The following is a 26,026-nucleotide window of genomic DNA, read 5'->3' as shown; positions in this document are numbered from 1 at the left end:
CGACGTGCCGTACGACACCAGTGTTTCTCCCACCCCGCGCCCCGCACGGCGCCGCCGGACCCTGCTCGCCGCTGCCGCGCTGGGCTGCGTGTGCCTGATCGCGGGCTGCGGGGGTGGCAGCGGCGGTGGAGCGGCTGCGCAGCCGCGCGAGGGCGGTGGTGGCACGTCGTCCACGCCGCCCCTGTCGCCTTCGCCCGCGAAGAGCAGTCCGGCGAGGACGACCTCGGTGCCGCCCTCCCCGTCGAAGTCCGCCGGCCGCACGGTGTCCGGGCCGCTGTCGGGGAAGACGGTCGTGATCGACCCCGGGCACAACCCGCGCAACCACGAGCACACCCGCGAGATCGGCCGCCAGGTGGACATCGGCACCGCGCACAAGGAGTGCGACACCACCGGTACGTCCACCGACTCGGGTTACGCCGAGGCCGAGTTCACCCTCGACGTGTCGCACCGGCTGCGGGCGCTGCTGCAGGCGCAGGGCGCCGAGGTGGTCCTCACGTACGACAACGACCGCCCGTACGGGCCGTGTGTCGACGAGCGGGCCCGGATCGGCAACAACGCCGGGGCCGATGCGGTCGTGTCGGTGCACGCGGACGGTTCCGCGGTCGGCAACCGCGGCTTCCATGTGATCCTTCCCGCACTCGTACGCGGCGGTGCTGCGGACACCTCGAAAATCGTCGAACCGTCTCGCGAACTCGGCACCCGGATCGCCGGCCTCTTCGTCCGGGCTACCGGAAGTGCACCTTCCAATTACGTGGGCGGCAATACAGGGTTGGACACCCGTAAGGATCTGGGCGGACTCAATTTGTCCAAGGTGCCCAAGGTGTTCATCGAGTGCGGCAATATGCGTGATCCGAAGGACGCCGCCCTGCTCACCAGCGCGGGCTGGCGCCAGAAGGCCGCACAGGGCATTGCGGATGGCATCAGTTCCTACCTGCGCGGGTAAGCACCCCTGGTTATGCGGTGGTTGTGCGGTGGTTATGCAGGGTTATTCAGGGGGATGACCGTCCAAGGTTCGGGCCAGGACACAACCCGCCCGGGCAGACGATAGATTCATCCGTACGATGGGGAGCCGCCCCCGAGCTTCGTACCGTGCCCGCCGTACCGGCGGCAGCGACGACCGCCCCGACGAGACGACCGACTAAGGACCTTCACGTGAATATCCGCTCGCTCACTAGAGGCGATGGCGTGGTGATCGGAGCAGCGGTGGTGCTGTTCATCGCCTCTTTCCTCGATTTCCTCTCCTACAACGGCCTCGGCGTCGACGCGCCGAACGCCTGGGACTCGCTGGGCAATGCGATCGGCGTCTACCTGGTCGGGGTGATCGGTGCGGCACTGATCGTGCTCTCCCGTTCGCAGCCCCAGCCCCGCAAGATCGTCGGCCTGGACCTCGGCCAGTTCGGTGTCGCGGCCACGGTCTTCACCGCGTGGAACGTCTTCTGGACGATCATCGACCTCGGCCAGGTCGACGCCGGTGCCGGTCTCGTCCTCGGCCTGATCGCCTCGCTCGTGCTGGCCGGCGGCGCGGTCGCCACCCCGCTGGTTCCCGCACTGAAGGCGCCCCTGATGGGCGCCCCGCGCCCGCAGCCCGTGCAGGCGCCGTACGGCGGCCAGCCGCAGCCCGGCCAGGGGTACGGCTACCCGGGTGCCCAGCAGCAGCCGTACGGTGCGCAGCCGGGTCAGCCCCAGCCGTACGGTGCCCAGCCGCAGCCCGGTCAGCCCGACCCCGCCCAGGCGCAGGCGCAGCAGGCCCCACAGGGCGGCGCCGCGCCGGCCGGTGACTTCACGCCGTTCTGGTTCGCCGTGCCGGTGGCCCGTCCGCTCTACGGGGAGGACGGTTCGCCGAGCCCGATCGCCGAACTGGCACCGGGCACCTGGTACCTCGCGGTCGAGCAGCGCGGTCCGAGCCTCATCGCCCAGACCCAGGACGGCCGTCGTGGCGTTCTGCAGGACACCACGGGCATCCAGCGCGGCTGACAGCACTCCCGCTCCGCGGCCCCTCGCCCCTTCCGGGCGGGGGGCCGCTGCCGTACTCTCCGTCCGTACAAAGCGATCTGATGTGTCATCAGTTCGATATGGCTGGAGGGACCGGTATGCGGCTCGGACTCGCTCTCGGCTACTGGGGCCGCGGCCCGAACCCCGCCCACCTGGATCTCGCCCGCGAGGCGGAACGGCTGGGCTACGACTCGGTGTGGACGGCGGAGGCCTGGGGCTCCGACGCCTTCACCCCGCTGACCTGGATCGCGGCGCACACCTCCCGCATCCGGCTGGGCACCGGCATCGCGCAGATGGCGGCACGCACCCCGACCGCGACGGCCATGCACGCACTGACCCTCGACCATCTCTCCGGCGGCCGCATGATGCTCGGGCTCGGGCTGTCAGGGCCCCAGGTGGTGGAGGGCTGGTACGGGCGCCCGTTCCCGAAGAGCCCGTTGACCGCCACTCGCGAGTACGTCGAGGTCATCCGGCAAGTACTGAGGCGCGATGGCCCTGTTGAGCTGGACGGGCGGTTCCACTCTCATCCGTACACCGGTCCTGACGCGACCGGGCTCGGCAAACCGCTGAAGCCGATCACCCATCCGCTGCGGGCCGGGATGCCCGTACTGCTGGGCGCCGAGGGCCCGAAGAACGTCGCGCAGACGACCCGGATCGCGGACGGCTGGCTGCCGTTGTACTGGTCGCCGCTGCGGACCGATGTGTACGAGGCGTCGCTGACCGAGCTCCCCGACGGCTTCATGATCGCGCCGATGGCCCGCGCGCACGTCTGTGACGATGTCACGGAAGGCCTGCTGCCGGTGAAGGCGATGCTCGGCTTCTACATCGGCGGGATGGGACACGCCGCCCGTAACTTCCACGCCGATCTGATGGCACGGATGGGCTTCGAGGAGGAGGCGCGGCGGATCCAGCAGCTGTTCCTGCAAGGCCGCAAGGAGGAGGCGGTGCTGGCCGTGCCGGACGCGTTCGCCGATGAGATCTCGCTCGTCGGCCCGCGTGAACGGATCGCGGAACGGCTGGAGTTGTGGCGGAAGGGCCCGGTGACCGACCTGCTGGTCACGGCACCGGACCCGCAGACTCTGCGCGTCCTGGCAGACCTCAACAACGCCTGAGCGCCCGCCTCAGCGGAACGTCGCCCGCTCCAGCCAGAAGTCCAGCAACTCCCGGTCCCCGAGCACCTCGGCCCGCCCGCTGTCCACGTCCAGCCGCCGGTTGATCAGCACCATCAGGTCCGTCAGCTGCGCGCGCACCGCGACGGTCGCCTTCTCGTGCGCCCGCCGCCAGGCGAACCCGTCCTCGCCGAACTCGATCAGCCACTCCGCCCCGGGCACGTCCGTGGCATGGAAGTGGAGGGACCGGCCGGCCCCCCGGAGCTCCGCGGCCTCCGGGTCCCCCTGGGACTGGGCGAAGGCGACGATCTCCAGCCACTCGTCCATCGTGTCGGCCGCCAGCTCGGGCGCCACCGCGTAGTCGGCCCGCACGGCGAGCACCGCGTCGGCGCGGTGGACGACCGTCTCGTGCGCCATGCGCCGCGCCCAGAACCCGGCGCTCCTGTCCCACGACCAGCTCCAGACCTGCCGGTCGCGACCTGCGTCGCGCAGCACGTCAGCCGTCTTCGCCGCCCCGTCGGCCAGCCAGGCGTCCAGCACGGCCGGGTCGTCGCCGTCCGGCGTGAACTCCGGCACCTGTTCGTCCGGGAGTTGCCCGGTCGCCCGGGTGCGGACGATCTCGCCGGCCCAGCGGTGGGCGCCGCCGACGTGCACGGCCAGCTCGCGCAGCGTCCAGTCGGGGCAGGTCGGGACCGGCGCGGCGAGATCCGCGCCCTTGAGCGTCGCCCTCAACTCATCGGTCTGCCGGACGATTTCGTCGCAGTAGCGATCATGTGCCAGAAGCGTCATGGCGGCACCCTATTGCGGCCGCCTCGCAGCCCACATCCCGTTATCCGCCGAGCTGGGACGTGGACGGCACCTTGTCCTTCACCTCGGCGCCCGCGCTCTTGCCCGCGTCCTTGATGCCGTTGATGACGTTCTCGAAGGCACCGACGTCCCCCGCGCCCGCCTCGCCCGTGCGGAGCTTGGTCCCGAGCCCCTTGAGCGATGCGATGCCCGCCGTCAGCGGCGCGACCGCCTTCGACAGCAGCGGGTCGCCCTTGGCGTTCTCCGCCGCCGCCTTGAGCCGGTTGTACGCGAACCCGCCCGCGAGCCCCGCCTTGACCAGTGCGGTCTTCCGCCCGTCGGCGCCCTTCTTGAACTTGCCCGCACGGTACGGCTTCACGATCCACTGATACGTGGCTCCCGCCGCGAGCCCCGCATTGGCGACGAACCGCGTCTTCGCGAGCTTCTGCTTCTCCGGGGACGCCGTACCGCTCGGGGTCGGGGAGGAACTCGAACTGCTGCTGGACCCCCCGCCGCACCCGGTGGCGCCCACCAGCACGGTGCAGGACAGCAGCAACGCCACGAACAGACGCCGGAGCGGTACGGAACTGGGCACAGCGGGCCTCCCTGAATGGGCACACGGTGGGTTCTGCGGGTGAGTGACGCGGTCCGGCACTCCCGGCCAGGCTCATCCCGGCCCGGGTGCCGCGCCACTCGGGAGGCGCCGTCCGGGTTTCAGGCCGGGGAAAGCGGCAACCCGGTGTTCATGCCTCCTGGAAAAGGAACGAGAAGCAGCACCGCCGCACGTGTCATAGCCGTCGTGGCCGATGTCATGGCCGCCATCATCGGCCTGTGGATCCTCATGTACCTCCTGGACGCGAACCGGGCCAACGACCTGGTGGACTTCGTCAGGGGCACGGCCCGCTGGCTGGCCGGCTGGTCGTACGACCTGTTCACGTTCGACGCGGCGTGGGCACGGGTCGTCGCCGGATACGGCCTCGCCGCCGCCGTCTACCTCTTCGTCGGACATGCTCTGGCGAGCCGCATCCGGCGCTACTGACCCGCCGGCGAGGAAGCGTTCAGTGGTCCGAGCAGACCATCAGGTGCGCGAAGCCTCGCCGCAGCAGTCCGGTTCCAGCCCGTTCGGCAGCCGTTCGCCGCTGAAGACCGCGGTGGTCGCCTCGTCGCCCCCCAGTGCGGCCACCGCGAGCAGCAGCGAGCCGGCGGTCCAGGTGGTGTGCTCCTCCGGCCAGAACGCCCGGTTGCCCTCGAAGACGTAACCGGTCCAGTACATGCCGCCCTCGGCGCGCAGGTGCTGGATGGACTGGAGGATCTCCAGAGCCCGGTCGGACTCACCCATCACCCAGAGCGCCAGGGCCAGTTCGCAGCTCTCGCCGCCGGTCACCCAGGGGTTGGGCAGCACACAGCGGACCCCGAGGCCGGGGACGACGAAGCGGTCCCAGGCTTCCTCGATCCGTTCCTTGGCGGCCGTTCCGGTGAGCGCGCCGCCGAGGACCGGGTAGTACCAGTCCATCGAGTAGTGGCTCTTGTCGAGGAAGCGCTCGGGGTGGTTGCGGATCGCGTGCGCGAGGGCACCGGTCGCCAACTCCCAGTCGGGCTGCGGCTCTTCGCGCTGCTCGGCGATGGCGAGTGCACAGCGCAGCGCCTGGTGGATGGAGGAGCAGCCGGTCAGCAGGGCGTCGTCGACCGGGGTTCCGTCGGGTTCGCGCTTCCAGCCGATCTGGCCGCCGGGCTGCTGGAGCCGCAGGACGAATTCGACGGCCGCGTAGACGGTCGGCCACATCCGGTCGATGAACGCGTCGTCGCCGGTGGCGAGGTAGTGGTGCCAGACGCCGACCGCCACGTACGCGCAGAAGTTGGACTCCAGGCCCCGGTCGGTCGGCCGGTCCGGGTCGCCGTCGTGGTAGGCGGCGTACCAGGAGCCGTCCTCGTTCTGGTGCCGGGCCAGCCAGTCGTAGGCGCGTTCCGCCGCGGTGTGCTCACCCGCGGCGTCGAGGGCCATGGCGGCCTCGGTGTGGTCCCACGGGTCGAGGTGGTGGCCTCGGAACCAGGGCAGCGCTCCGTTCTCGCACTGCACGGCGAGCAGTGCCTCGACGGTCTCGGTGGCCTGCTCGGCGGAGAGTACTCCGGGCAGCACGAGGTGTTCGGTCTGCTCGGGAGTGGTCACGCCTCGGCCTTCGAAAGGTCGTCCGCGGCGGCGGCCCTGGGCAGGTGCGGCTTGGTGGCGTAGGCGACGAAGCTCTTGCCGACGACCGGGTTGAGCAGTTGCTCGGCGACCCGGGTGACGGCCGGCTTCTTCATGATGTCCCAGACCAGCAGCTTGTGGTACGCGCGGACCGGGAGCGCTGCGTCCTTGCCGTCGCGGCCGACTCCGAACGCGCACTTCAGCCACCAGTACGGCGAGTGCAGGGCGTGGGCGTGGTGGGTGCCGTACGGCTTGAGACCGGCGCCACGGATCTTGCCCAGGAGTTCATCGGCCTTGTAGATGCGGATGTGGCCGCCCTCGACCTCGTGGTACGCGTCGGAGAGCGTCCAGCAGATCTTCTCGGGGCCGTACCGCGGCACGGTGATGGCGATCCGGCCACCGGGCTTGAGGACCCGGACCATCTCGGCGAGCACGCCCTTGTCGTCGGGAATGTGCTCCATCACCTCGGAGATGATGACGACGTCGAAGGACTCGTCGGGGAACGGCAGGTTGAGCGCGTCGCCCTCCATCGCGGTGGCGGTGGCACCCTCGGGGGCCTCGCCGGCCTCCTTCATCGCCGCGAACCACTTCGCGACCTCGCGGATCTCCTCGCCGTTCTGGTCGAGTGCCACCACCTGGGCGCCGCGCCGGTAGCACTCGAAGGCGTGGCGTCCGGCGCCGCAGCCCAGATCGAGCACTCGGTCGCCTGCGGCGAGCGGGAAGCGGGTGAAGTCCACGGTCAGCACGAATACCTGCTTTCGCGGTCGGGGGTCGAGGGGGGTCAGGGAGCAGGGGCGGCGGGGACGGGCGTCGGGGTCACCGACGGCCGCCGGAGTGCGTGGTGGCTGCGCGGGCGGCGATCGCCTGCCGGTAGAGCTCCGCGGTGCCGATGGCCGCCTGCTTCCAGGTGAACCGGGACAGCACCCGTTCGCGGCCCGCGGCGCCGAGCCGGGCCCGCAGGTCCGGGTCGCCCAGCAGCCGGGCGAGTGCGGCGGCCAGCGCCCCGGCGTCGGCGGGCGGCACGGCCAGGCAGGTCTCGCCGTCCGGGCCGGCCACCTCGGGGATCGCCCCGCCGGTGGTGGCGACGAGCGGGGTGCCCGTGGCCATGGCCTCGGCGGCGGGCAGTGAGAACCCCTCGTACAACGACGGGACACAGGCGATCTCGGCGCTCCGCACCAGGTCGACGAGTTCGGCGTCGCTGATGCCCTTGACGAACTCGACGGCGTCCTGGAGTCCGTACCGCTCTATGGCCTGCGCGACCGGTCCGTCCTCGGCCCGCTTGCCGACGACCACGAGGTGCGCCCGCGGGTTCTCGGTACGGAGCTTGGCGAGCGCCTCGACGAGGTGGACGAGGCCCTTCAGCGGGACGTCGGCACTGGAGGTGGTGACGATGCGGCCCGGCACCTCGGCGATCTTCGGGTCGGGCGACCACAGGTCGGTGTCCGCACCGATGTGCACGACATGGATCCGGTCCTGCCGCACCCCGAGGTGGTCGACGATCTCCTGCTTGGAGGAGCCGGAGACGGTGAGGACCGACGGCAGCCGACGCGCGACCCGCTTCTGCATGCGGGTGAAGGCGTACCAGCGGCGCACGGAGGCGCGGCGGCGACGGCTGCCGGCGGCGTCCAGTTCCAGCTGCCGGTCGACGGTGATGGGGTGGTGGATGGTGGTGACGAGCGGGGCGCCGAGATCCGCCAACAGCCCGTACCCGAGGGTCTGGTTGTCGTGGATGACATCGAACTCGCCGCGGCGCGCGGCGAGATGGCGGCGGGCGCGGAGGCTGAAGGTGAGCGGTTCCGGGAAACCGCCGGTCCACATGGTGGCGACCTCGGCGGCGTCGATCCAGTCCCGGTACTCGCCGCGCCCGGGGGTGCGGAACGGGTCGGGCTGGCGATAGAGGTCCAGGCTCGGCAACTCGGTGAGCGGGACGCCCTCATCGAGTACGGGATAGGGCTGGGCGCCGATCACTTCGACGCTGTGGCCGAGGCGGGCGAGCTCGCGGCCGAGGTGGCGTACGTACACACCCTGACCGCCGCAGAACGGGTTGCCCTTGTAGGTGAGAAGTGCGATGCGCAGGGGTCGCCCGTCGGTGCTGCCCGACGCGTGGCCGCCCGTGCGGGGGCCCGCTTCTATGGCCTCAGCGGTCACACTCGGCCCCCTTCTCACTGCGTGTTCGCCGGAGCGTAACCGCTCGCGCTAATCTAGAACAAGTTTCAGACTGGATCGTTCAATGAGCTACGAATCTACCGGCAGGTAGCGTCGACGCAACGGCCGGATCAGGTGATTCGCGCCACCACCGGGCACCCTGGCATGCTGTGCGCCGCCGGGGCCCAGACGCCTCCCCCGGTTGCGGACAGAAGCCATGGATGGGGACACATGACAGCGGAAGCCAAGCCGGCATCGCCGCCCCTGACGGAACGGCAGGAGGCCCGCCGTCGTCGCATTCTGCACGCCAGCGCCCAGCTCGCCAGCAGGGGCGGTTTCGAGGCGGTACAGATGCGTGAGGTGGCGGAGGCCGCCGGAGTCGCCCTGGGCACGCTGTACCGGTACTTCCCCTCCAAGATCCACCTCTTGGTCGCCACCATGCAGGACCAGCTCCAGCACATGCACGGGACGCTGCGCAAGCGCCCGCCGGCCGGGGACGACGCGGCGGCGCGCGTCGCCGACACCCTGATGCGGGCGTTCCGTGCGATGCAGCGCGAACCGCATCTGGCGGATGCGATGGTGCGTGCGCTGACCTTCGCGGACCGCAGCGTCAGTCCCGAGGTGGACACCGTCTCGCGGATCACGACGGCAATCATCCTGGACTCGATGGGGCTCCAGCACCCGACGCCGGAACAGCTGTCCGCGGTCCGGGTCATCGAGCACACCTGGCACTCGGCGCTGATCACCTGGCTGTCGGGGCGGGCGTCGATCGCGCAGGTGAAGATAGACATCGAGACGGTGTGCCGGCTGATCGACGTGACGACGCCGGACGCCCCCTGAGAGCCGGCCCGTCATCCCTGCCGGGCGCACGACGACGGCCATGACACCTCGCCGCGGACAGTCCTTGGCGAACCCACCCCGAGGCATCACCTGTCGACCACATACCCCTCACATCTCTGTGCCGGGTGCCCTCGAATCTCTCCTAGCATGAACCTGACCAGCACCGATGGAGAGGAAGACATGGCTGACGAGTCAGGCACGGCAGGCGGGCAGAACCTGGGCGTCCCCCCCGGGACGGCGCCGGGGTACGGCGTCGCCCAGGCCCCTTACGGCTACGGGTACCCCACGGGCGCCGCGCTGCCCACCGGCAAGGCGACCGCCTCGATGGTGCTCGGCATCGTCGGACTGCTGCTCATCCCGATCGTGGCGCCGATCATCGCCCTGTGCCTGGGTATCTCGGCCCGCCGCATGGCGGACCGGGGCGAGGGCGGCGCCCGCGGCCAGGCGACCGCCGGAATGGTGATGGGGATCATCGGCTGCGCCTTCGCCTGCCTCGGGTTCCTCGTGGCCACGATCCAGGCGGTCAGCGGCGTCTGACATCGCCGACGGTCATCCGCCCGGGCGGATGACGCGGCGGTGACAGGGCGCGGTCCCCCGGGGCCGCGCCACCCTGCCCCCGGCTCCGGCCCATGTGCGACCCCCACATGTGCACCGCCTCAGGTGGGGGCCCCTGCACCATGTCGACGGCGGCGCGGGCTTCATACGGTTCGGCGACATCACAGGAATCCCGCCGAGGAGCCGGTCACCATGCGTCGCAGAGCCACAGGCACCGCCCACCGCAGATCCCTCTCCGCACTCGCCACGCTGGCCGCCGCCGGCGTCCTGCTGACCGGCTGCACCGCCGCCGGCAAGGCGGGCGAGGCTGACACCGCGTCCGGCAAGGGCGCAAAGGACCAGACCGTCGACGTGGGGCTGGTCTACTCCCGGACCGGGCTGCTCGCGGCCTACGGGAAGCAGTACCGCGACGGCTTCATGGCGGGTCTGGACTACGCGACGAAGGGCACCGGCAAAGTGGCCGGGCACCGCATCGAGGTCACCGAGCAGGACGACGCGGGCGACCCCGGCAAGGCGGTCGCCGCGGCGAAGAACCTGATCGGCAAGGGCTTCAAGGTACTGGCCGGGACCACGGACTCAGGGGTCGCCCTGCAGATGGCGCCGCTCGCCGCGCAGAACAAAGTGCTCTACGTCAGCGGACCCGCCGCCACCGACGTCGTGACCGGGATCAACGCCTACACGTTCCGCTCCGGCCGGCAGTCCTACCAGGACATCCTCACCGCCGGGGCGATGCTCGGCGGGGCCAAGGGCAAGAAGGTCACCGTGCTGGCCCAGGACTCCACGTTCGGCCAGGCCAACGTCGCCGCGGTGAAGGCCGTGCTCGGCGGCCAGGGCGCGAAGGTGGGTTCCGTGCTGGCCCCGCCGAGCGCCACGGACCTGACCCCGTTCGCCCGGCAGGTGAAGGCCGCCGGTCCCGATCTGGTCTTCGTCGCCTGGGCCGGTTCCACCGCCCCCGCACTGTGGACCGCCCTGGACCAGCAGGGGGTGCCGAGCGCCTCCAAGGTGGTCACCGGGCTGGCCGGGACCGCCTCGTACCCGGTCTTCGGCGCGGCGGGTTCCAAGGTCTCGTTCCTGGCGCACTACTTCCCCGGCGCGGGCGGCGGCAACGCCGTGGAGAAGGCCATGCTGGACGCGGTGGCCAAGGCGGGCGGAACCCCTGATCTGTTCACCCCCGACGGCTTCACCGCGGCCCAGATGATCGTGCACGCCGTGGAGGAGGGCAGCGCCACCGATCCCGCCGCCATGGCGAAGGCCCTGGAGGGCTGGAGCTTCGACGGGGTGAAGGGCGAGGAGCAGATCCGCGCCGAGGACCACGCGCTGCTGCAGCCGATGTTCGTGGCGAAGCTGACCGGGAAGGGCGCCACCGCGAAGCCGGAGCTGGTGACCACCGAGCCGATGGACAAGGTGGCGCCGCCCGCGAAGCCCGCGGCGGGCTGACCGGTGGCAGCACCTGACATCACGACGGATCACGGGAGCGCGGCGCACTCCGCCGCCCCCGTGCTTCAACTGGCCGGACTGAGCTGGGGCGTCGGTGGGGCGACCATCGTCGAGGACATCACCCTGGATGTCCGCGAGGGCGAGTTCCTGGCCTTCATCGGCCCCAACGGGGCCGGCAAGACCTCGCTGTTCAATCTGATCAGCGGGCTGACGACAGCCACCTCGGGCACCCTCGCGCTGGACGGTACGGACCTGACCGGCCGTCCCGCGCACGTCCGGGCCCGGCGCGGGATCGGCCGGACGTTCCAGACGTCCAGCCTGTGGCCGGGGATGAGCGTGGCCGACCACGTCCGGCTGGCCGCCCAGGCCGCCGGGGGCGGCTCGTACCGCGTGTGGCGGCGCGCCTCCCCGTACACCGACGAGGTGCGCGGCGTGCTGGAGCGCACCGGACTCGGCCACCGCGCACGGGCGCTGGCGTCCGAGCTGTCGCACGGCGAGAAGCGGAAGCTGGAGCTGGCGGTGCTGCTCGTGGGCGAGCCGCGGCTGATGCTGCTCGACGAACCGATGGCCGGCGTGAGCGCGGAGGAGGTCCCCGCGCTCACCGAACTGATCCGCACCCTGCACCGGGACGAGGGCCGCACCGTCCTCATGGTCGAGCACCACATGGACGTACTGCTGGGGCTGGCCGACCGGCTGGCCGTGATGCACCACGGCCGGCTGCTGGCGCTGGACACCCCCGAGGCCGTGACCGCCGACCCGACCGTGCAGCAGGCATACCTCGGGGAGGGGCTGTGACGACGGAGACCCTGCTCGCCGTACGGGACCTGCGGGTTCTCATCGGCGGACGGCACATCCTGCACGGCGTGGACCTCGATGTCGCCCGCCACGGGGTGACCGCCCTCCTCGGCCGCAACGGTGCCGGGAAGACCACGACCGTGCGCGGCGTCCTCGGCCTCGTCCCGCGCACCGGAAGCGTCCGGCTCGACGGTGAGGAGACCGTGGCGCTGCCCACCCACACGCTGGTGCGGCGGGGCATCGGTTACGCCCCCGAGGACCGCGGCATCTTCGCCGGACTGACCGTGGCGGAGAACCTGCGGCTGGCCGAGCGGCGCGGGGCGGGCGCACCGGCGTACCCCCTCGTCCACGAGCTCTTCCCCGAACTGAAGCGCCGGGAGCGTCAGTTGGCCGGGACGCTGTCCGGCGGACAGCAGCAGATGGTCGCCATCGGGCGCACCCTGCTCAACGGAAACCGGCTGATCATCGCGGACGAACCCACCAAGGGTCTGGCGCCCAAGGTGGTCACCGAGGTCGCCGAGGTGCTGGAGCGGGCAGCCGAGGCGGTGCCGGTGCTGCTCGTGGAGCAGAACCTCGCAGTCGTACGGCGCCTCGCCGCGCACTGCACGGTGCTCGCCGACGGCCGGACCGCCCATCAGGGACCGGCCGGTGAGCTGCTGGGCGACGCGGAGGCGGCGCGCCGGCTGCTGGGCGTGGGGCACGGTCCGGCCGCCCACGTGCCTTCCCGGAACGCGGAGGAAGATTCCTGATGTCCACCCTTGTGCTGCTCACCATGACCGGACTCGGTCTGGGGGCGCTCTACTTCCTGATCGCGTCGGGGCTTTCGCTGATCTTCGGCCTGATGGACGTGCTCAACTTCGCGCACGGGGCGCTGCTCTCCATCGGCGCGTACGGCACCTGGTGGGCGGCGTCCGGCAATCTGCCGGGCGCGGGCCCCGGCGGTGCGGGCTTCGTCCTCGCGGTCCTGTTCGGTACGGCGGTGGGCACCGCCGCCGCGGTGCTGCTGGAGCTCACCGTCGTCCGCCCGCTCTACACCCGGCCGCGCGAGCAGGTGCTCGCCACGGTCGGGGTGGGGCTCGCCGTCCCGGCGCTGCTGTCGGGCATCTGGGGCTCGGACGCCCGTACCTTCCCCGGGCCCGAGGCGCTGTCCGGCACGTTCTCGCTGCTGGGCGCGGAGGTCCCGGTCAACCGGCTGGTGCTGATCGCGGCGGCGGTCGTGGTGCTGATCGCGCTGCGGCTCTTCCTCGGGCGGACCCGGCACGGACTGGTCGTACGGGCGGGGGTCGAGGACCGGGCGATGGTGACCGCGCTCGGCATCGACGTCCGCAAGGCGTTCACGCTCGTCTTCGCGATCGGCGGCTGCGCCGCCGCGCTCGGCGGGGCGCTCGGCGGGCTGTACTTCGGCTCGGTCGACCCCCGGCAGGGCACCTCGCTGCTGATCTTCGCATTCGTCGTGGTCGTCACCGGGGGCATGGGCTCGGTGACCGGCGCCGCCGTGGCGTCCGTCGTGATCGGCCTCGTCCAGCAGTTCGCCAACTACTACACCGCAGCGGGCCTCGGCGACCTGGCCGTCGTCGTCCTGCTCGCCGCGCTGCTGCTCGTACGGCCGCGCGGACTGACCGGGAGGCTCGCGTGAGCACCGTGACCGGGACACCCGACCGCACGAGCGGAACACCGGCGGCACCGTCCGACGCACCGGTGCGCGCGAACACGGCGCGGCTGCTGCGCTGGTGGCCGGCCGTGGTGCTGGTGCTGCTGATCGTCGCACCGTACAGCGCCCTGCCGTTGCCGGGCCTGCTCGACGGCCCGCTGGGCAGTCCGGGCAGCCTGCAACTCCTCGCCACCTGCCTGCTGTTCGGCGCCCTGGCCACCGGTTACGACCTGCTCCTCGGCCGGACCGGGCTGCTCTCCTTCGGGCATGCCCTGTACTTCGCGGCGGGCAGCTACGCCACCAACACCATCATGCTGGAGGCCGGACTGCCGTTCGCCGTCTCCGCGCCGGTCGGCGTCTGCTTCGGGATCGCGCTCGCACTGGTACTGGGATCGGTGAGCCTGCGGGTCACCGGCATCGGCTTCTCCATGGTGACGCTGGCCTTCGCCCAGGCGGGCTCGATCCTCGTCTCCCGCAACCCCGGCGGCTTCACCGGCGGCGAGGAGGGCCGGGCCGCGCCCGCCGAGCTGCTGCCGTCGGGGCTCGTGGGCATCGAGCACACGGCGAACCTGTACTGGGTCGCGCTCGGCTATCTCGTCCTCACGCTGGCCGTCGTCCACTGGGCGGTCCGCTCCCCGACGGGGCGGGTCTGGGAGGGCATCAAGGAGAACGAGCGCCGGGTGGAGGTGCTGGGGCTGAAGCCGTACGGCTTCAAACTGACGGCGTTCGTCCTGGCCGGTGCGCTGGCCGCGCTCGGCGGGCTCGTCCATCTGCTGCTCACCGGCGGCTCCACCCCGCAGACGACGACGTCGGACTTCACGCTGTCGCTGCTGGTGATGGTGGTGCTGGGTGGCTCGGGCACCCGCTGGGGACCGATGGTCGGCGGCATCCTCTACACGTGGGCCGACCACCGGCTCGGCGATCTCGCCGGATCGGGTGCGGTCGCCGACCTTCCCGCGGTACTGCGGGTACCGCTCTCCCAGCCGCTGTTCCTGCTCGGTGTGGTGTTCGTGGCCGTGGTCCATCTCCTGCCGGGCGGGCTGGCACGGCTGCCGTCCCGGATACGTTCCGTACTCCGTGCGCCCAGTGAGGGCGTACCCGCCCAGAAGGAGGACCGGCGCTCATGACCGCGTACGAGGAGATTCGTGTCCCGGTGGCCGGGGGCGAGCTGGCCGCCCTGCGCTGGCCGGCCCGGAAGCCCGACGCGCCGGTGGTCGTCGCCCTGCACGGCATCACGGCCAACGCGCTCTCCTGGGGCACAGTGGCGCGGCTGCTGGCCGGCCAGGTCACGCTGGTCGCCCCGGACCTTCGCGGCCGGGCCGGAAGCTCCGGGCTGCCCGGACCGTACGGCATCGCGGCGCACTCCGATGACATCGCGGCCCTGACCGGGGCGCTCGGCCTGGACCGGGTGGTGCTGGCCGGTCACTCGATGGGCGCGTTCGTGGCGGCGCTGGCCGCCGTACGGCATCCTGACCGGTTCGGTCCGCTGCTGCTCGTCGACGGTGGGATCGGCTTCCCCGCCCCCACCCATCTCTCCCCGGACGAACTGATGACGGCGGTGATCGGCCCGGCCATGGACCGGCTGTCGATGACGTTCCCCGACCGGGCCGCCTACCGGGAGTTCTGGCAGGCGCATCCCGCTTTCGCCGGGGACGCCTGGTCGCCCGAGGTGGACGCGTACATCCAGCGCGATCTGACGGGCGACGAACCGGCGATGCACTCGACGTGCCGGCTCGAGGCGGTGCGCACCGACGGGATCGGTCTCTTCGACGGCGACGTGCTGTCGGCGGTACGGAAGTTGCCGGCGCCGGCGACGCTGCTGTGGGCGGCGCGCGGTCTCATGGACGAGCCGCAGGGACTGTACGACGAGCAGCGGCTGGCGGCCGCCGACCTCTCCGGCACCCTGCTGGAACCGGTGGCGGTGCCGGACGTCAACCACTACACCGTGCTCACCGGGGACACCGGCGCACGGGAGATCGCCACGCGACTGGTGGCACTCTCGAACATACCGAACCCGTGCGGCGGTTGAGGAAGGAGCGGTAGTCGGCCGACCGGCCGGCTACCGCTCCTGACCGCCCGACAACAGGTTCAGCCGCAGCGCCAGCTGAAGTTCCAGCGCCCGGTCGGGCTCGTTCCAGTCACGGCCGAGCAGCACCTGGATCCGGTCCAGCCGCTGCACCACCGTGTTGACGTGGACGTGGAGTTCGTCCTTGGCGCGGATGAGACTGCAGCCGGAGCCGAAGTAGGCGCTCAGCGTGCGTACGAGGTGGGTGCCGCGCTGGGCGTCGTACCGCAGCAGGGGTCCCAGCGTCGCCGTGACGAAGCCGTCGACGTCCTGCGCGTTGCCCAGCACCACGCCGAGGAAGCCGAGTTCGTCGACACAGGCGCCTTCTCCGGTACGGCCCAGGACCCGCATGGCCCGCAGGCAGCGTGAGGCTTCGGCGTACGCGGCGGCGAGCTGCCGCGGCCCCCGGGCCGGACCGGTGGCGGCCACGGTGACGGGGGCCTGGACCAGCTGGCCGAGCTGGGCGGCCGCCGCCCGCGCCGCGTCCCCCGCATCGGGTCCGGGGTCCGCTTCCGCCTCGCAGCCGATCAACAGCACCACGGTTCCCGCGTGTTCGGCACTCACGCCGCGGATGTCCCCGCCGAACAGATAGCGCAGGGCTGCGGCGCAGAGCTTCTCCCGGGCGCCCGCCTCGGCCACGAGCAGCAGATGCGGGCGGTCCAGGTCGATGCCGAGGCGTCGGCCGCGTTCGGCCAGTCCGGCGGGGTCGCGGTCCGCGTCGGTCAGCAGATCGCTGATCAGCTCGCCGCGGATCCGGTTCTCGGTCTCGGCGACCGTGCGCCGCAGCAGCAGGAGGAGACCGGTGACCACGGCGGCGCGTTCGAAGAGCCGCCGGTCCGAGTCGTCGAGCCGGCCGCGCTGGTGCAGGACCAGACTGGCCAGGAGTTCCTGCCCGGCGAGCACGGCGCAGATCCACCGGCCGTCGCGGTGCACGGCGCGCGCTCCGGTGCGGGACTCCTCGGCGGTCTCGACCAGCCATCCGGCGTCCATGGAGTCGGCGGCGAGACCCGCACCGTCGGGCCGGACGGCCGCCAGCGGGCGCCCGCCCGGGTCGTGGATGGTCAGTGGCGAGTCCAGCAGCCCGGCGACGGCCGCCGCGACGTCCTTGACGTCACCGCCGCGCAGCACCAGGTCGGTCAGCCGGTCATGTGCCTCCTCGGCCCGCTGCATGGCGGCCGAGTGCTCGCGTACCGCCGCGTTCGCCTCCGCCAGCTCGGCATTCGCCTCGGCGAGTTCGGCGAGGGCGGACCGGGTGTCGGCGAGGGCGCGGGCGGTGTCGATCGCGATCGCGGCGTGCGCGGCGAGTGAGCAGAGCAGGGCGACCTCGTCGGGGCTGAAGACGCGGGGTGCGCGGTCGGCGGCGAAGAGGACGCCGATCACCTTCCCCGTACCGCCGCGGCTGGAGCCGAGGAGCAGGGGCACGCCCAGGATGGCGACGAGCCCCTCGTCGAGGACCCCGGCGTTGATGTTGCGGGTGTGGCGGAAGCGGTCGTCGGTGCGGTAGTCGGGGGTGGCGTACGGGCTCGCGGTCTGCGCGACCAGGCCGCCGAGCCCTTCGCCGAGTTCCAGCCGCAGCCGCTGGAAGAGGAGCGACACCGACCCGTCGGTCACCCGCATGTAGGTGTCCCCCGCCTCCTCGTCGGGGAGTGTGAGATACGCCGTGTCCGTGCCGAGCAGCATCCTGGCCCGCCGGACGATCGCCTTCAGCACGTCGTCCAGATCCCGGGAGGCGGCCAGATCGCCCGCGGTGTCGAAGAGCGCAGTGAGCTGGAGCTCGCGGCGCCGGTGCTGGCGCAGGGCGCCCCTGATCCGCAGGGCGGTGGCGGTGGCCGCCTCCACCTCGGCGAGTTCGCCCGCGGGCACACCGGCCGCCCGCGCCTGGGAGGACACGGCTCCCAGCGCCTCGGCGGGGACGTCCTTGGCCAGCAGGTCGAGGAGGAGGCGCAGGTGGGGCGCGGCGGAGGGGATGGGTGCAGACATGGGCGGCCATCGTTCGTCGGGAGGGGCGGGGAGCCGGGAGGGTCAGTTGGCGGTCCAGCCGCCGTCCATGGAAAGGGAGGTGCCGGTGATGTGTGAGGTACCCGGTCCGCACAGCCAGAGCACCGCCCCGGCAACGTCCTCGGGTTCGATCAGGCGCTTGATGGCGCTGCGTTCCAGCATCACCTTGCCCACCACCTCCTCCTCCGTGATGCCATGGGTACGGGCCTGTGCCGCGATCTGGTTCTCGACCAGGGGAGTGCGTACGTAGCCGGGGTTGACGCAGTTGCTGGTCACTCCGTGCGGTGCTGCTTCCAGGGCGACCACCTTGCTGAGTCCCTCCAGTGCGTGCTTGGCCGATACGTATGCCGATTTGTACGGGCTGGCGCGCAGCCCGTGGACGGAGGAGATGTTGACGACGCGCCCCCAGCCGCGTTCGTACATGCCGGGCAGGGTGCGGCGCAAGATGCGGAACGGTGCTTCCACCATGACGCGGTGGATCAGGGCGAAGCGGTCCGGCGGGAATTCGTGCACGGGGGCCACATGCTGCAGCCCGGCATTATTGACCACCAGGTCCGCGTCGTCCGGCAGGGAGTCCACCGCCTCGGGCACGGACAGATCGACGACCCAGGCCGTTCCGCCGATCCGCTCCGCCAGTTCTTCCGCCGCGTCGGCTGCCTTGTCCACGACGTACACATGGGCGCCCGCGGCGGCGAGAGCCTGCGCGCAGGCCTGTCCGATGCCGCTCGCCGCACCGGTCACCAGGGCGGTACGGCCGGCGAGGGACCGGTCTGCGGGCGAGGGGACGGTGAGCGGTGCGGGCCCGGGTTCCGGGCGCTGGGGAGTCTCCATGGTCGTCACCGTAAGGAGGCGGAAGCCCACGTCACACGGGGTCGGTGCACACACCGCCGCGTGTCGGCATGGTGGCGGCGTACATGGTGCGAGGCAGGGGCGGAGGCCGTCAGCGCCTGTCGTCGAGCCCGGGTCGGGCCCGGGCTCGACGACGGGCACTCAGTGGGCCGCGTCCAGCGTCGCCCGCTGCTCCGCCGTCAGCTCCAGGTCCACCGCGGCCAGGCTCTCGTCCAGCTGTGCCACCGAGGAGGCGCCGACCAGCGGGACGACCGGGACGTCGCCGCCGATGAGCCAGGCCAGGACCACCTGGTTGACGGTCGCCCCGGTCTGCTCGGCCACCGCCCGCAGCGCCGCCTGCCGGGCCGGTGTGCCCGGGTGGTCGAACTCCGGGCCCAGCGGCTTGTCCGCCCGGACATAGGCACCGGCCAGGAGCGGCGAGTAGGCGACCGGCACGAGGGCGGGTTCGGCCCGCAGATAGCTGAGCAGGTCCCCGGAGAGCACGCCCTCCTGACCGTCCGGGGACCGCAGGCCGGGCAGGTCCGTGCGTTGCCGCAGATAGCTGTGGTGGTACTGGAGGACCTCGTATCCCGGCAGTCCGGCGGCCGCGGCGAGGGTCCGGGCCCGCTCCACCTGCCACGCCCAGTGGTTGCTCACGCCCAGCAGGCCGACGGTCCCTTCGGTCACCAGCTCACCGAAGGCCTCGACGGTCTCGCTCATCGGCACGCTCCGGTCCTGCACGTGTGCGTACAGCAGGTCCAGCTTCTCGACGCCGAGGTGTTCCCGGCTCCGCTCCGCGGACTCCCGGATCACCTTCGGCGAGAGCCCCTCGATGTCGTGGGTGAAGCCGGTGGCGGGGGCGTTCGGCCGGGCACCGAGCTTGGTGGCGATGACGATCTCGTTGCCGACACCGCGGCTCCGGCGCCATCGGCCGAGCAGCTGCTCGCTCTCCCCGCCTTGGCTGCCGTCGACCCAGAACGCGTAGTTGTTCGACGTGTCGATGAAGGTGCCGCCGGCCTCGGCGTACCGGTCGAGGATGGCAAAGGACGTCGCCTCGTCGGTGGCTGTGCCCATCAGCATGGCGCCGAGGCTGAGCACGCTGACCTCGCGGCGGCTCTTCGGGTCCGTGCCGATCGTGCGGTACCGCATGTCTACCCCCTCCCAACAGCCCATCTCGGTGCGGGCGTTGCTGACCGGGAGTCTGTATGTTCGAGCGCACTCGATGTCAATCCCCGCTTCCCGCCGGCGCTCACGACGCAAGAGCGGCGTCGCACACAGCGGGGTCCGAGGGATGTCAGCCCGCCCCATGGGCCGGGGCGGCCCGGACTCCTAGGTTCCGGCAGCAGTCCGTATGTCCGCGCGTCCGCACGTTCCGAACAGGGAGGCCCCCGTGCGCCCATCCATCCTGCGACGCCTGCTCCGGAGCATCGCGTCCACCGCTGTCCTCGGTGTCGTCGCGGCGACACCGAGCACCGTGGCCGCAGCCCCGCCCGCCGCTGCCGCCGGTGGCCTCCAGCAGGTCACCGGTTTCGGCTCGAACCCCGGCAATCTGCAGATGTACGAGTACGCCCCCGCCGGTCTGCCCGCGGGCGCACCCCTGGTGATCGCCCTGCACGGCTGCACGCAGACGGCGAACGACTACTACACCAACTCGGGCTGGCCGAAATACGCCGACCTGTGGAAGTTCGCCGTGGTCTTCCCGCAGACCACCTCCGCGAACAACTCGCTCTCCTGCTTCGGCTGGTTCGATCCGGCCGAGGACACCAGGGGCAAGGGCGAGGCCGCCTCCATCGTGCAGATGGTGGAGCACGCGAAGCAGCAGTACGGCTCGGACGGCCGCCGGGTGTACGTCACCGGGCTCTCGGCGGGCGGCGGAATGACCGCCGATCTGCTGGCCGCCTACCCGGACGTGTTCGCGGGCGGGTCCGTGGCCTCCGGTCTGCCCGCGCAGTGCGCAACCAGCCAGGCGGCCGCTTCCGGCTGCCAGACCGGCCCGCAGAAGCTGACCCCGGGCCAGTGGGGCGACAAGGTCCGCGGCTCCTACCCCGGCTACTCGGGTCCATGGCCGCGCGTGGCCATCTGGCAGGGCACGTCCGACTACACGGTGTATCCCGCCAATGCCACCGCCCTGCGCGACCAGTGGACCGATGTCTGGGGCATCGGCCAGACCCCCTCCAGCACCACCGCCCTGCCCGGGAACACCACCCGGAGCGTCTACAACGACGCCTCCGGGCAGCCGGCCGTGGAGACGTACTCCATCTCCGGCATGGGCCACGGCCTGGCCGTCTCCCCCGGCTCCGGAACCGATCAGTGCGGGACGACCGCCGCGTACTTCCTGAGCTCGATCTGCTCGACCTACCACACGGGCGTCTTCTGGGGGCTGGACCAGGGCGCACCGGGCGGTGGCGGCGAGGACCCACTGCCTGCACCCTCCGGCCTGAAGGTCACCGGTGTCACCGGGACCAGCGCCTCGCTGTCCTGGGGCGCCGTCGCGGGAGCCTCCTCGTACGCCGTCCACCGCGACGGCAGCAAGGTCGCCCAGCCCGCGTCGACGGCGTTCACCGACACGGGGCTGTCGGCCGGGACCGCGTACCGCTACACGGTGGCCGCGGTCGACGCCTCGGGCGCGGTCGGCGCGGTCTCGTCCCAGGTGACGGCGACCACGACCTCGGGAGCGACCGGCGCCTGCTACACGGCGACCAATTACGCGCAGGTGGCGGCGGGCAGGGCGCACACGACCGGCGGCTACGTGTACGCCAACGGCTCGGAGCAGAACATGGGGCTGTACAACGTGTTCGTCACGCACACCCTGCGGGAGTCACCGGCGGGCTGGTTCGTCATCGCCGACACCGGTTGCACCGCCTGAGGCCGAGAGGTCCTGCCGTGCAGACCGGGGTCCGCGCCGGTCTGCACCTCGCGCTTGCCGGCCAGTTGGTGATGGCGAACCAACTGGTGCAATTAACCGCTCCGTTGACATACCGCTCGAAGTATCCGTTCGACGAACCGGTGCGGTTGCCGCTGCCGTGCTTGGTGACGGTCACCACGCACGCTGATCCCGCACATCCTTGATTGGCCGTCAGACAAATGGACCTCCACCAGCCCTCAGTCCTCCGGCGGGAAGACCACCTCGCCCGAATCGGCCAGCGTCAGCGTGATCGCTTCGACGGGACATCCTTCCGCCGCCGCGAGCACCCGCTCGTTGGCATCGGTCTCCGGATCGCCCGGGTGGGACTGCCGGGAGGAGTCCAGCCGGAAGCCGTCCGGAGCGTGGTTCACGCACATCCCGGAGCCGATGCATACGCTCCGGTCGACCTCCACATGCCAGCGGTCCCCCATCACGCCCCCTCCTGCGGGCCGGGCTGCGCGGGCCGGTACCCGGCGGGCAGATGGATCATCTTGTGCTCGAAGTACTCGCCGTATCCCTCGGGTCCGAACTCCCGCCCCAGGCCGGAGTTCTTGTAGCCGCCGAACGGCCCGAGCATGTCGAGACTGAAGGTGTTCACGCTGTACGTGCCCGTCCTCACCCGGCGGGCGATGTCGATGCCGCGCTCGGTGTCGGCGGTCCAGACGCTGCCGCTGAGCCCGTACTCGGAGTCGTTGGCGATCTTCACCGCCTCCGCCTCGTCGCCGTACGGAAGCAGGCAGATGACCGGCCCGAAGATCTCCTCGCGGGCGATGCGCATGGAGTTGTCGACGGATCCGAAGAGGGTCGGCTCGACGTACCAGCCGTGCTCCTGGGAGGCCGGACGGCCGCCGCCCGTAAGGATTTTGGCGCCTTCCTCCTGGCCGATCCGGATGTAGTCGAGGGAGCGCTGCCGCTGGCGCCGCGCGACCAGGGGGCCGAGTTCGGTGGCGGGGTCGAGCGGGTCACCGACCTTCAGCGCTCCCGCCGCGGCGGCGAACGCCTCGGCGGTCTCGTCGTAGCGGGAGCGTGGGACGAGGATGCGGGTCTGGGCGACGCACGCCTGGCCGTTGATCATCCAGGCGAACGGGACGATGCCCGCGACGGCCGTGTCCAGATCGGCGTCGGGAAGGATGACAGCGGCGGACTTGCCGCCGAGCTCCAGGGTGACACGGGTGAGGTTCCGTGAGGCGACCTCCATGACCCTGCGACCCGCCGCGACCGAGCCGGTGAACGACACCTTGTCGACGCCCGGATGGCCGACCAGGTACTCGCTCACCTCGCGGTCCGCCGGAAGGATCGACAGCACCCCTTCGGGGAGCCCGGCCTCGGCGGCGATCTCGGCCAGGATGTAGGCGTCCAGGGGCGATTCCGGCGAGACCTTGAGCACGGCGGAGCAGCCTGCCAGGAGCGCGGGCGCGAGCTTGGCGGCGGCGGTGAACTGCGGGACATTCCACGGCACGACGGCTGCGACCACCCCGACCGGCTCCCGGCGCACCAGCAGCGGCCCGAGGACACCGTCGCGGCGCTCCTCGTACGGGAAGGTGCGGGCGACGGTGATCGCCGCGTCCCACACCATCATCGCGGCGAGCGCCTGCACCATCACGCTGGAGCTGTACGGAGTTCCGTTCTCGGAGCTGATGACGCGGGCGATCTCCTCGTACCGCACGGCGAACGCGTCCTTGATCCGCGTGATCACCTCGATCCGCTCGTTCAGGGACGCGCGCGGCCAGGGCCCTTCGTCGAAGGCCCGGCGGGCGGCGGCGACAGCCCGGTCCACATCCGCTTCACAGGCGTGCGGCACCCGGCCGATGACCTGCTCGGTGTGGGGCGATATCACCTCGATGACGTCCTGGCCGAGCGGATCGACCAACTCCCCGCCGATGAACAGTTTTCCGTGTTCCACAAGCTCGGTCATGGCTGCTGCCTCCCGCGACCCGGCACGTACCGACTCCACACCTGACTTCATATCTGACTCTGTGTCAGAACTGATACCAGTTCCGGTTCCAGGAGTCCACGCCCCGGACAGGGGCGCCGCAACACCCCGGCGCGGATGGTCGACTTGGGCTACTAATGGAACAAGTTCTCGTTACAGTAGGGATGGCACAGTGCGGCCAGGGGCCGACGCGAGAGATGGGGAGCCCATGACACAGGTGACCGAGCACGGCGGCGGCGTGTGGTCCATCAAGGTCCCGATCCCGGACAACCCGCTCGGTCACACCCTGGTGCATGTCCTCGACACCGACCGCGGGCCGGTCCTCGTCGACACCGGCTGGGACGACCCCGACGCCTGGGACACCCTGGTCGCCGGAGTCGCGGCCGTCGGTGTGGACGTCGCAGGCATCCACGGCGTGGTCATCACCCACCACCACCCCGACCACCACGGACTCTCCGGACAGGTCCGCGAGGCATCGGGGGCGTGGATCGCGATGCACGCCGCGGACACCGCGATCGTGCGCCGCACCCGCGAGTCCGAACCGGGCACCTGGTTGAGCTACCTCGCGGCGAAGCTCGCCGCGGTCGGCGCACCGGAGGAGCACCTCGCCCCGCTGCGCGCCGCCCGCACGGGCGGCCGGATGCGCACGCTCCCCGGACTGCGCGCCGCCCTCCCGGACCGCGAGATCGTCCCCGGCGAGCTGCTCGACCTCGCGGGCCGGCGGCTCCGGGCGATCTGGACGCCGGGCCACACCCCCGGCCATGTCTGCCTGCACCTGGAGGAGAACCACCCGGCCGGTCTGCCCGGCCTCGGCCGCCTCTTCTCCGGTGACCATCTGCTGCCCGGCATCAGCCCCCATATCGGGCTGTACGAGGACCCGGACGACGCGACGGTCACCGACCCCCTGGGCGACTACCTGGACTCGCTGGAGCGCATCGGCCGGCTCGGGGTCGCCGAGGTGCTCCCCGCCCACCAGTACCCGTTCACGGACGCGGCGGGGCGCGTACGGGAACTCCTGGACCACCACGAGGAGCGGCTGACCGGACTGCTCGCCCTGCTCGCCACCCCGTTGACGCCGTGGCAACTGGCCGAACGGATGGAGTGGAACCGGCCCTGGGAGCAGATCCCGTACGGTTCGCGGAACATTGCCGTCTCCGAGGCGGAGGCTCATGTGCGCCGACTGGTGAAGCTGGGGCGCGCGGAGGCGGTGCCGGGCAGCGGGCCAGTGACGTACGTCGCTGTGTGAGGCAGCCCTCCGCCCGGAAGGAGCGGGCTACGCCCCGGTAGAATGCGCGAGTCGTCATCATGCCCGTTCAGGGGGAAGCCGGTGCGAATCCGGCACTGACCACGCAACCGTGAGCCGCTGACACAGCGGCGAGTCGGGCTGCCCTGTCCGCGGTCGTGACCGGCTCGCGTCACCGGAACCCCGGTGGCCGGCACCGTCGAGGAATACGGGGCCGGAGCCTGGTGCCTGAGTGTGCCTGTGCCCGGATTCCCACCAGGAGAGGCTCAGCCCGCCATGACCGTACGCCGCAGCGCAGCAGCGCTCGCCGCCACCGCCACCGTGCTCTGTGCGGCCGCTGCCCCGGCCGCGGTCGCGGCGCCGTCCCCCTCCCCCACCCCGTCCGTCGCGCTGCCCTCCGGGCTGTACGGCACCAAGGACCCGACGTACGACGGGGTCTGGCGGCAGTCGCTGGCCTTCCTCGCCCAGCGCATAGAGGGCGTCGTGCCCGCGACGAAGTCGGTGGACTGGCTGATCGCCCAGCAGTGCGCGAGCGGCGCCTACGCCTCGTACCGCGCCGATGTCTCCAAGCCGTGCGACGCCAAGACCATGCTGGACACCAACGCGACCGCCGCCGCGGTGCAGGCGCTGGCGGAAATCGGCGGGCACGGCGACATCGTCAACAACGGCGTCCGCTGGCTGAAGTCCATCCAGAACGAGGACGGCGGCTGGGGCTACAACGCCGGCTCCCCCAGCGACGCCAACTCCACCTCGATCGTGATCGGCGCGCTGGCCCGGCAGGGCCAGCGGATCGGCGACATGACGAATCCGGGCGGCAAAACCCCGTACGACGCACTGCTCGCACTCGCGATCCCGTGCGGCGGCAAGGACGGGGGCGCGTTCGCGTACCAGCCCGACAAGGCCGGGAAGCTCGCCGCGAACGCGGACGCCACCGCGGCCGCCGTACTCGGCTCGATGGGCAAGGGGCTGGCCGCCGGGGACAACGCCGCGGTCGAGGGCAAGCCGCCGGCCTGCCGGACGAGCGACGTCGCCAAGCCGGAGCAGGCCGCCCAAAACGGCGCCTTCTACCTCGCGGGCGCCCTCGCCAAGAACGGCAACCATCTGAACCTGCCGCCGATGCCGGGCTCCGACGACACCACCCCGCAGCCCGACTTCGGCAACACCGCGGACGCGGTCGTCGCCCTGGCCTCCGCGGGCCACAAGAACAAGGCGGCCGGCGCGGTCGACTGGCTGCAGAAGAACTCAAGGAGCTGGGCCGAGGAGAGCGGCCCCGCCGCCTATGCCCAGCTGGTCCTGGCCGCTCACGCGACCGGCGCCGACGCCCGCGACTTCGGTGGCGTCGACCTGGTCCGGGAGCTGAACGCGAGCGGTCCCGCGCCCGCCGCCGTCATCACGCCCAGTGCGACCCCGGACGACTTCTCGGCCGAGGACGGCACCAGCGACGACGCCGGTCTCGGGGTGTGGTGGCTGGTCGGTATCGGTCTCGCCGCCGGTGCGGGCATCGGTTTCCTGATCAGCAGCCGCCGGAAGCAGTCGTGAACCGGGCGGGGAATCGTGCG

26 protein-coding genes and 1 riboswitch are annotated in these 26,026 nt (G+C 71.5%); of the genes, 16 read left to right on the top strand and 10 right to left on the bottom strand.

Annotation, left to right across the window (positions count from 1 at the left end):
• Positions 1-4: 4 nt before the first annotated feature.
• The 3 genes from OG395_RS35925 to OG395_RS35915 all read left to right on the top strand — a co-directional run bounded on the left by OG395_RS35925 (position 5) and on the right by OG395_RS35915 (position 3,104).
• Positions 5-943: an N-acetylmuramoyl-L-alanine amidase gene (locus OG395_RS35925; protein WP_327246649.1), complete on the top strand. Its 939-nt coding sequence runs from the start codon at positions 5-7 to the stop codon at positions 941-943.
• Between the two features lie 242 nt (positions 944-1,185).
• Positions 1,186-1,974 carry a hypothetical protein gene (locus tag OG395_RS35920; RefSeq protein WP_327246648.1) on the top strand — a complete coding sequence of 263 codons (789 nt, stop codon included), beginning with the start codon at positions 1,186-1,188 and terminating at the stop codon, positions 1,972-1,974.
• A gap of 116 nt (positions 1,975-2,090) precedes the next feature.
• Positions 2,091-3,104, top strand: a complete 1,014-nt coding sequence (locus OG395_RS35915) for an LLM class F420-dependent oxidoreductase (RefSeq protein ID WP_327246647.1) — start codon at positions 2,091-2,093, stop codon at positions 3,102-3,104.
• Positions 3,105-3,113: 9 nt separating this feature from the next.
• Here the strand turns inward: OG395_RS35915 and OG395_RS35910 are convergent, their stop codons facing one another.
• Positions 3,114-3,890 (bottom strand): maleylpyruvate isomerase family mycothiol-dependent enzyme, encoded by a 777-nt coding sequence (locus OG395_RS35910; RefSeq protein ID WP_327246646.1) that lies wholly within the window; start codon positions 3,888-3,890, stop codon positions 3,114-3,116.
• A 40-nt stretch (positions 3,891-3,930) separates the two neighbouring features.
• The gene (locus OG395_RS35905; protein ID WP_266986177.1) at positions 3,931-4,482 is read right to left on the bottom strand and encodes a hypothetical protein; all 552 of its coding nucleotides are present in this window, start codon (positions 4,480-4,482) and stop codon (positions 3,931-3,933) included.
• Positions 4,483-4,632: 150 nt separating this feature from the next.
• Here OG395_RS35905 and OG395_RS35900 point away from each other — a divergent pair, with 150 nt between their 5' ends.
• Positions 4,633-4,926 carry a hypothetical protein gene (locus tag OG395_RS35900; RefSeq protein ID WP_327246645.1) on the top strand — a complete coding sequence of 98 codons (294 nt, stop codon included), beginning with the start codon at positions 4,633-4,635 and terminating at the stop codon, positions 4,924-4,926.
• Positions 4,927-4,965: 39 nt separating this feature from the next.
• Here OG395_RS35900 and OG395_RS35895 read toward each other — a convergent pair whose 3' ends face one another.
• From OG395_RS35895 to OG395_RS35885, 3 genes are all read right to left on the bottom strand, one after another.
• The gene (locus OG395_RS35895; RefSeq protein WP_327246644.1) at positions 4,966-6,054 is read right to left on the bottom strand and encodes a prenyltransferase; all 1,089 of its coding nucleotides are present in this window, start codon (positions 6,052-6,054) and stop codon (positions 4,966-4,968) included.
• Complete coding sequence (locus OG395_RS35890; protein ID WP_327246643.1) at positions 6,051-6,818, bottom strand: class I SAM-dependent methyltransferase; 768 nt, start codon at positions 6,816-6,818, stop codon at positions 6,051-6,053. Before OG395_RS35890 ends, OG395_RS35895 begins: the two co-directional genes overlap by 4 nt.
• 70 nt (positions 6,819-6,888) lie before the next feature.
• Positions 6,889-8,220, bottom strand: coding sequence for a glycosyltransferase family 4 protein (locus tag OG395_RS35885; RefSeq protein WP_327246642.1), 1,332 nt, complete (start codon positions 8,218-8,220; stop codon positions 6,889-6,891).
• Between the two features lie 228 nt (positions 8,221-8,448).
• Between OG395_RS35885 and OG395_RS35880 the strand changes: the two genes are divergently transcribed.
• From OG395_RS35880 to OG395_RS35845, 8 genes are all read left to right on the top strand, one after another.
• A complete protein-coding gene (locus OG395_RS35880) occupies positions 8,449-9,057 on the top strand; it encodes a TetR family transcriptional regulator (protein WP_266986167.1) in 609 nt (202 codons plus the stop codon).
• A gap of 180 nt (positions 9,058-9,237) precedes the next feature.
• Positions 9,238-9,594, top strand: a complete 357-nt coding sequence (locus tag OG395_RS35875; protein ID WP_327246641.1) for a DUF4190 domain-containing protein — start codon at positions 9,238-9,240, stop codon at positions 9,592-9,594.
• A 210-nt stretch (positions 9,595-9,804) separates the two neighbouring features.
• Positions 9,805-11,049: a substrate-binding domain-containing protein gene (locus tag OG395_RS35870; protein ID WP_327246640.1), complete on the top strand. Its 1,245-nt coding sequence runs from the start codon at positions 9,805-9,807 to the stop codon at positions 11,047-11,049.
• Between the two features lie 3 nt (positions 11,050-11,052).
• On the top strand, positions 11,053-11,844 hold the full coding sequence (locus OG395_RS35865; protein ID WP_327246639.1) for an ABC transporter ATP-binding protein: 792 nt from the start codon (positions 11,053-11,055) through the stop codon (positions 11,842-11,844).
• Positions 11,841-12,593 carry an ABC transporter ATP-binding protein gene (locus OG395_RS35860; RefSeq protein ID WP_327246638.1) on the top strand — a complete coding sequence of 251 codons (753 nt, stop codon included), beginning with the start codon at positions 11,841-11,843 and terminating at the stop codon, positions 12,591-12,593. Before OG395_RS35865 ends, OG395_RS35860 begins: the two co-directional genes overlap by 4 nt.
• A complete protein-coding gene (locus tag OG395_RS35855; protein ID WP_037694442.1) occupies positions 12,593-13,480 on the top strand; it encodes a branched-chain amino acid ABC transporter permease in 888 nt (295 codons plus the stop codon). The genes OG395_RS35860 and OG395_RS35855 overlap by 1 nt, the downstream gene beginning before the upstream one ends.
• Complete coding sequence (locus OG395_RS35850; protein ID WP_327246637.1) at positions 13,477-14,622, top strand: branched-chain amino acid ABC transporter permease; 1,146 nt, start codon at positions 13,477-13,479, stop codon at positions 14,620-14,622. The genes OG395_RS35855 and OG395_RS35850 overlap by 4 nt, the downstream gene beginning before the upstream one ends.
• Entirely contained in the window at positions 14,619-15,524 is a 906-nt protein-coding gene (locus OG395_RS35845) for an alpha/beta fold hydrolase (RefSeq protein WP_327246636.1), read from the top strand. The genes OG395_RS35850 and OG395_RS35845 overlap by 4 nt, the downstream gene beginning before the upstream one ends.
• A gap of 30 nt (positions 15,525-15,554) precedes the next feature.
• Here OG395_RS35845 and OG395_RS35840 read toward each other — a convergent pair whose 3' ends face one another.
• The 3 genes from OG395_RS35840 to OG395_RS35830 form a co-directional block, all read right to left on the bottom strand.
• Positions 15,555-17,540, bottom strand: a complete 1,986-nt coding sequence (locus OG395_RS35840) for a helix-turn-helix domain-containing protein (RefSeq protein ID WP_327246635.1) — start codon at positions 17,538-17,540, stop codon at positions 15,555-15,557.
• 42 nt (positions 17,541-17,582) lie between these two features.
• Entirely contained in the window at positions 17,583-18,389 is an 807-nt protein-coding gene (locus OG395_RS35835) for a 3-hydroxybutyrate dehydrogenase (protein WP_327246634.1), read from the bottom strand.
• A gap of 159 nt (positions 18,390-18,548) precedes the next feature.
• Positions 18,549-19,535 (bottom strand): aldo/keto reductase, encoded by a 987-nt coding sequence (locus OG395_RS35830; RefSeq protein ID WP_327246633.1) that lies wholly within the window; start codon positions 19,533-19,535, stop codon positions 18,549-18,551.
• 241 nt (positions 19,536-19,776) lie between these two features.
• On the opposite strand from OG395_RS35830, the gene OG395_RS35825 reads away from it, so the two are divergent.
• Together OG395_RS35825 and OG395_RS35820 are read left to right on the top strand one after the other, a co-directional pair.
• Positions 19,777-21,252, top strand: coding sequence for an extracellular catalytic domain type 1 short-chain-length polyhydroxyalkanoate depolymerase (locus tag OG395_RS35825; protein WP_327246632.1), 1,476 nt, complete (start codon positions 19,777-19,779; stop codon positions 21,250-21,252).
• 17 nt (positions 21,253-21,269) lie between these two features.
• Positions 21,270-21,455, top strand: coding sequence for a hypothetical protein (locus OG395_RS35820; RefSeq protein ID WP_327246631.1), 186 nt, complete (start codon positions 21,270-21,272; stop codon positions 21,453-21,455).
• A gap of 33 nt (positions 21,456-21,488) precedes the next feature.
• Here the strand turns inward: OG395_RS35820 and OG395_RS35815 are convergent, their stop codons facing one another.
• Entirely contained in the window at positions 21,489-21,722 is a 234-nt protein-coding gene (locus OG395_RS35815) for a ferredoxin (protein ID WP_327246630.1), read from the bottom strand.
• The gene (locus tag OG395_RS35810) at positions 21,722-23,206 is read right to left on the bottom strand and encodes an aldehyde dehydrogenase (RefSeq protein WP_327246629.1); all 1,485 of its coding nucleotides are present in this window, start codon (positions 23,204-23,206) and stop codon (positions 21,722-21,724) included. The genes OG395_RS35815 and OG395_RS35810 overlap by 1 nt, the downstream gene beginning before the upstream one ends.
• Before the next feature lie 226 nt (positions 23,207-23,432).
• On the opposite strand from OG395_RS35810, the gene OG395_RS35805 reads away from it, so the two are divergent.
• The gene (locus OG395_RS35805) at positions 23,433-24,470 is read left to right on the top strand and encodes an MBL fold metallo-hydrolase (RefSeq protein ID WP_327246628.1); all 1,038 of its coding nucleotides are present in this window, start codon (positions 23,433-23,435) and stop codon (positions 24,468-24,470) included.
• Positions 24,471-24,541: 71 nt separating this feature from the next.
• Positions 24,542-24,614, top strand: a riboswitch (cobalamin riboswitch).
• Between the two features lie 129 nt (positions 24,615-24,743).
• Positions 24,744-26,006: a prenyltransferase/squalene oxidase repeat-containing protein gene (locus OG395_RS35800; protein WP_327246627.1), complete on the top strand. Its 1,263-nt coding sequence runs from the start codon at positions 24,744-24,746 to the stop codon at positions 26,004-26,006.
• The last annotated feature ends 20 nt before the right edge of the window (positions 26,007-26,026 follow it).

Origin of the sequence: Streptomyces sp. NBC_01320 (genome assembly GCF_035974375.1) — a bacterium.
Lineage (GTDB): Bacteria > Actinomycetota > Actinomycetes > Streptomycetales > Streptomycetaceae > Streptomyces > Streptomyces yanii.
The sequence above is the reverse complement of the archived record's forward strand: the minus strand, read 5'-3'. Positions and strand labels throughout refer to the sequence as shown.

What these genes read in the sequence shown, in the direction of transcription:
- OG395_RS35915 (WP_327246647.1), top strand. Translation starts at nt 2,091, where the DNA reads ATGCGGCTCGGACTCGCTCTCGGCTACTGGGGCCGCGGCCCGAACCCC.
- OG395_RS35910 (WP_327246646.1), bottom strand. Translation starts at nt 3,890, where the DNA reads ATGACGCTTCTGGCACATGATCGCTACTGCGACGAAATCGTCCGGCAG.
- OG395_RS35900 (WP_327246645.1), top strand. Translation starts at nt 4,633, where the DNA reads ATGCCTCCTGGAAAAGGAACGAGAAGCAGCACCGCCGCACGTGTCATA.
- OG395_RS35880 (WP_266986167.1), top strand. Translation starts at nt 8,449, where the DNA reads ATGACAGCGGAAGCCAAGCCGGCATCGCCGCCCCTGACGGAACGGCAG.
- OG395_RS35875 (WP_327246641.1), top strand. Translation starts at nt 9,238, where the DNA reads ATGGCTGACGAGTCAGGCACGGCAGGCGGGCAGAACCTGGGCGTCCCC.
- OG395_RS35870 (WP_327246640.1), top strand. Translation starts at nt 9,805, where the DNA reads ATGCGTCGCAGAGCCACAGGCACCGCCCACCGCAGATCCCTCTCCGCA.
- OG395_RS35855 (WP_037694442.1), top strand. Translation starts at nt 12,593, where the DNA reads ATGTCCACCCTTGTGCTGCTCACCATGACCGGACTCGGTCTGGGGGCG.
- OG395_RS35845 (WP_327246636.1), top strand. Translation starts at nt 14,619, where the DNA reads ATGACCGCGTACGAGGAGATTCGTGTCCCGGTGGCCGGGGGCGAGCTG.
- OG395_RS35840 (WP_327246635.1), bottom strand. Translation starts at nt 17,540, where the DNA reads ATGTCTGCACCCATCCCCTCCGCCGCGCCCCACCTGCGCCTCCTCCTC.
- OG395_RS35835 (WP_327246634.1), bottom strand. Translation starts at nt 18,389, where the DNA reads ATGGAGACTCCCCAGCGCCCGGAACCCGGGCCCGCACCGCTCACCGTC.
- OG395_RS35830 (WP_327246633.1), bottom strand. Translation starts at nt 19,535, where the DNA reads ATGCGGTACCGCACGATCGGCACGGACCCGAAGAGCCGCCGCGAGGTC.
- OG395_RS35815 (WP_327246630.1), bottom strand. Translation starts at nt 21,722, where the DNA reads ATGGGGGACCGCTGGCATGTGGAGGTCGACCGGAGCGTATGCATCGGC.
- OG395_RS35810 (WP_327246629.1), bottom strand. Translation starts at nt 23,206, where the DNA reads ATGACCGAGCTTGTGGAACACGGAAAACTGTTCATCGGCGGGGAGTTG.
- OG395_RS35805 (WP_327246628.1), top strand. Translation starts at nt 23,433, where the DNA reads ATGACACAGGTGACCGAGCACGGCGGCGGCGTGTGGTCCATCAAGGTC.
- OG395_RS35800 (WP_327246627.1), top strand. Translation starts at nt 24,744, where the DNA reads ATGACCGTACGCCGCAGCGCAGCAGCGCTCGCCGCCACCGCCACCGTG.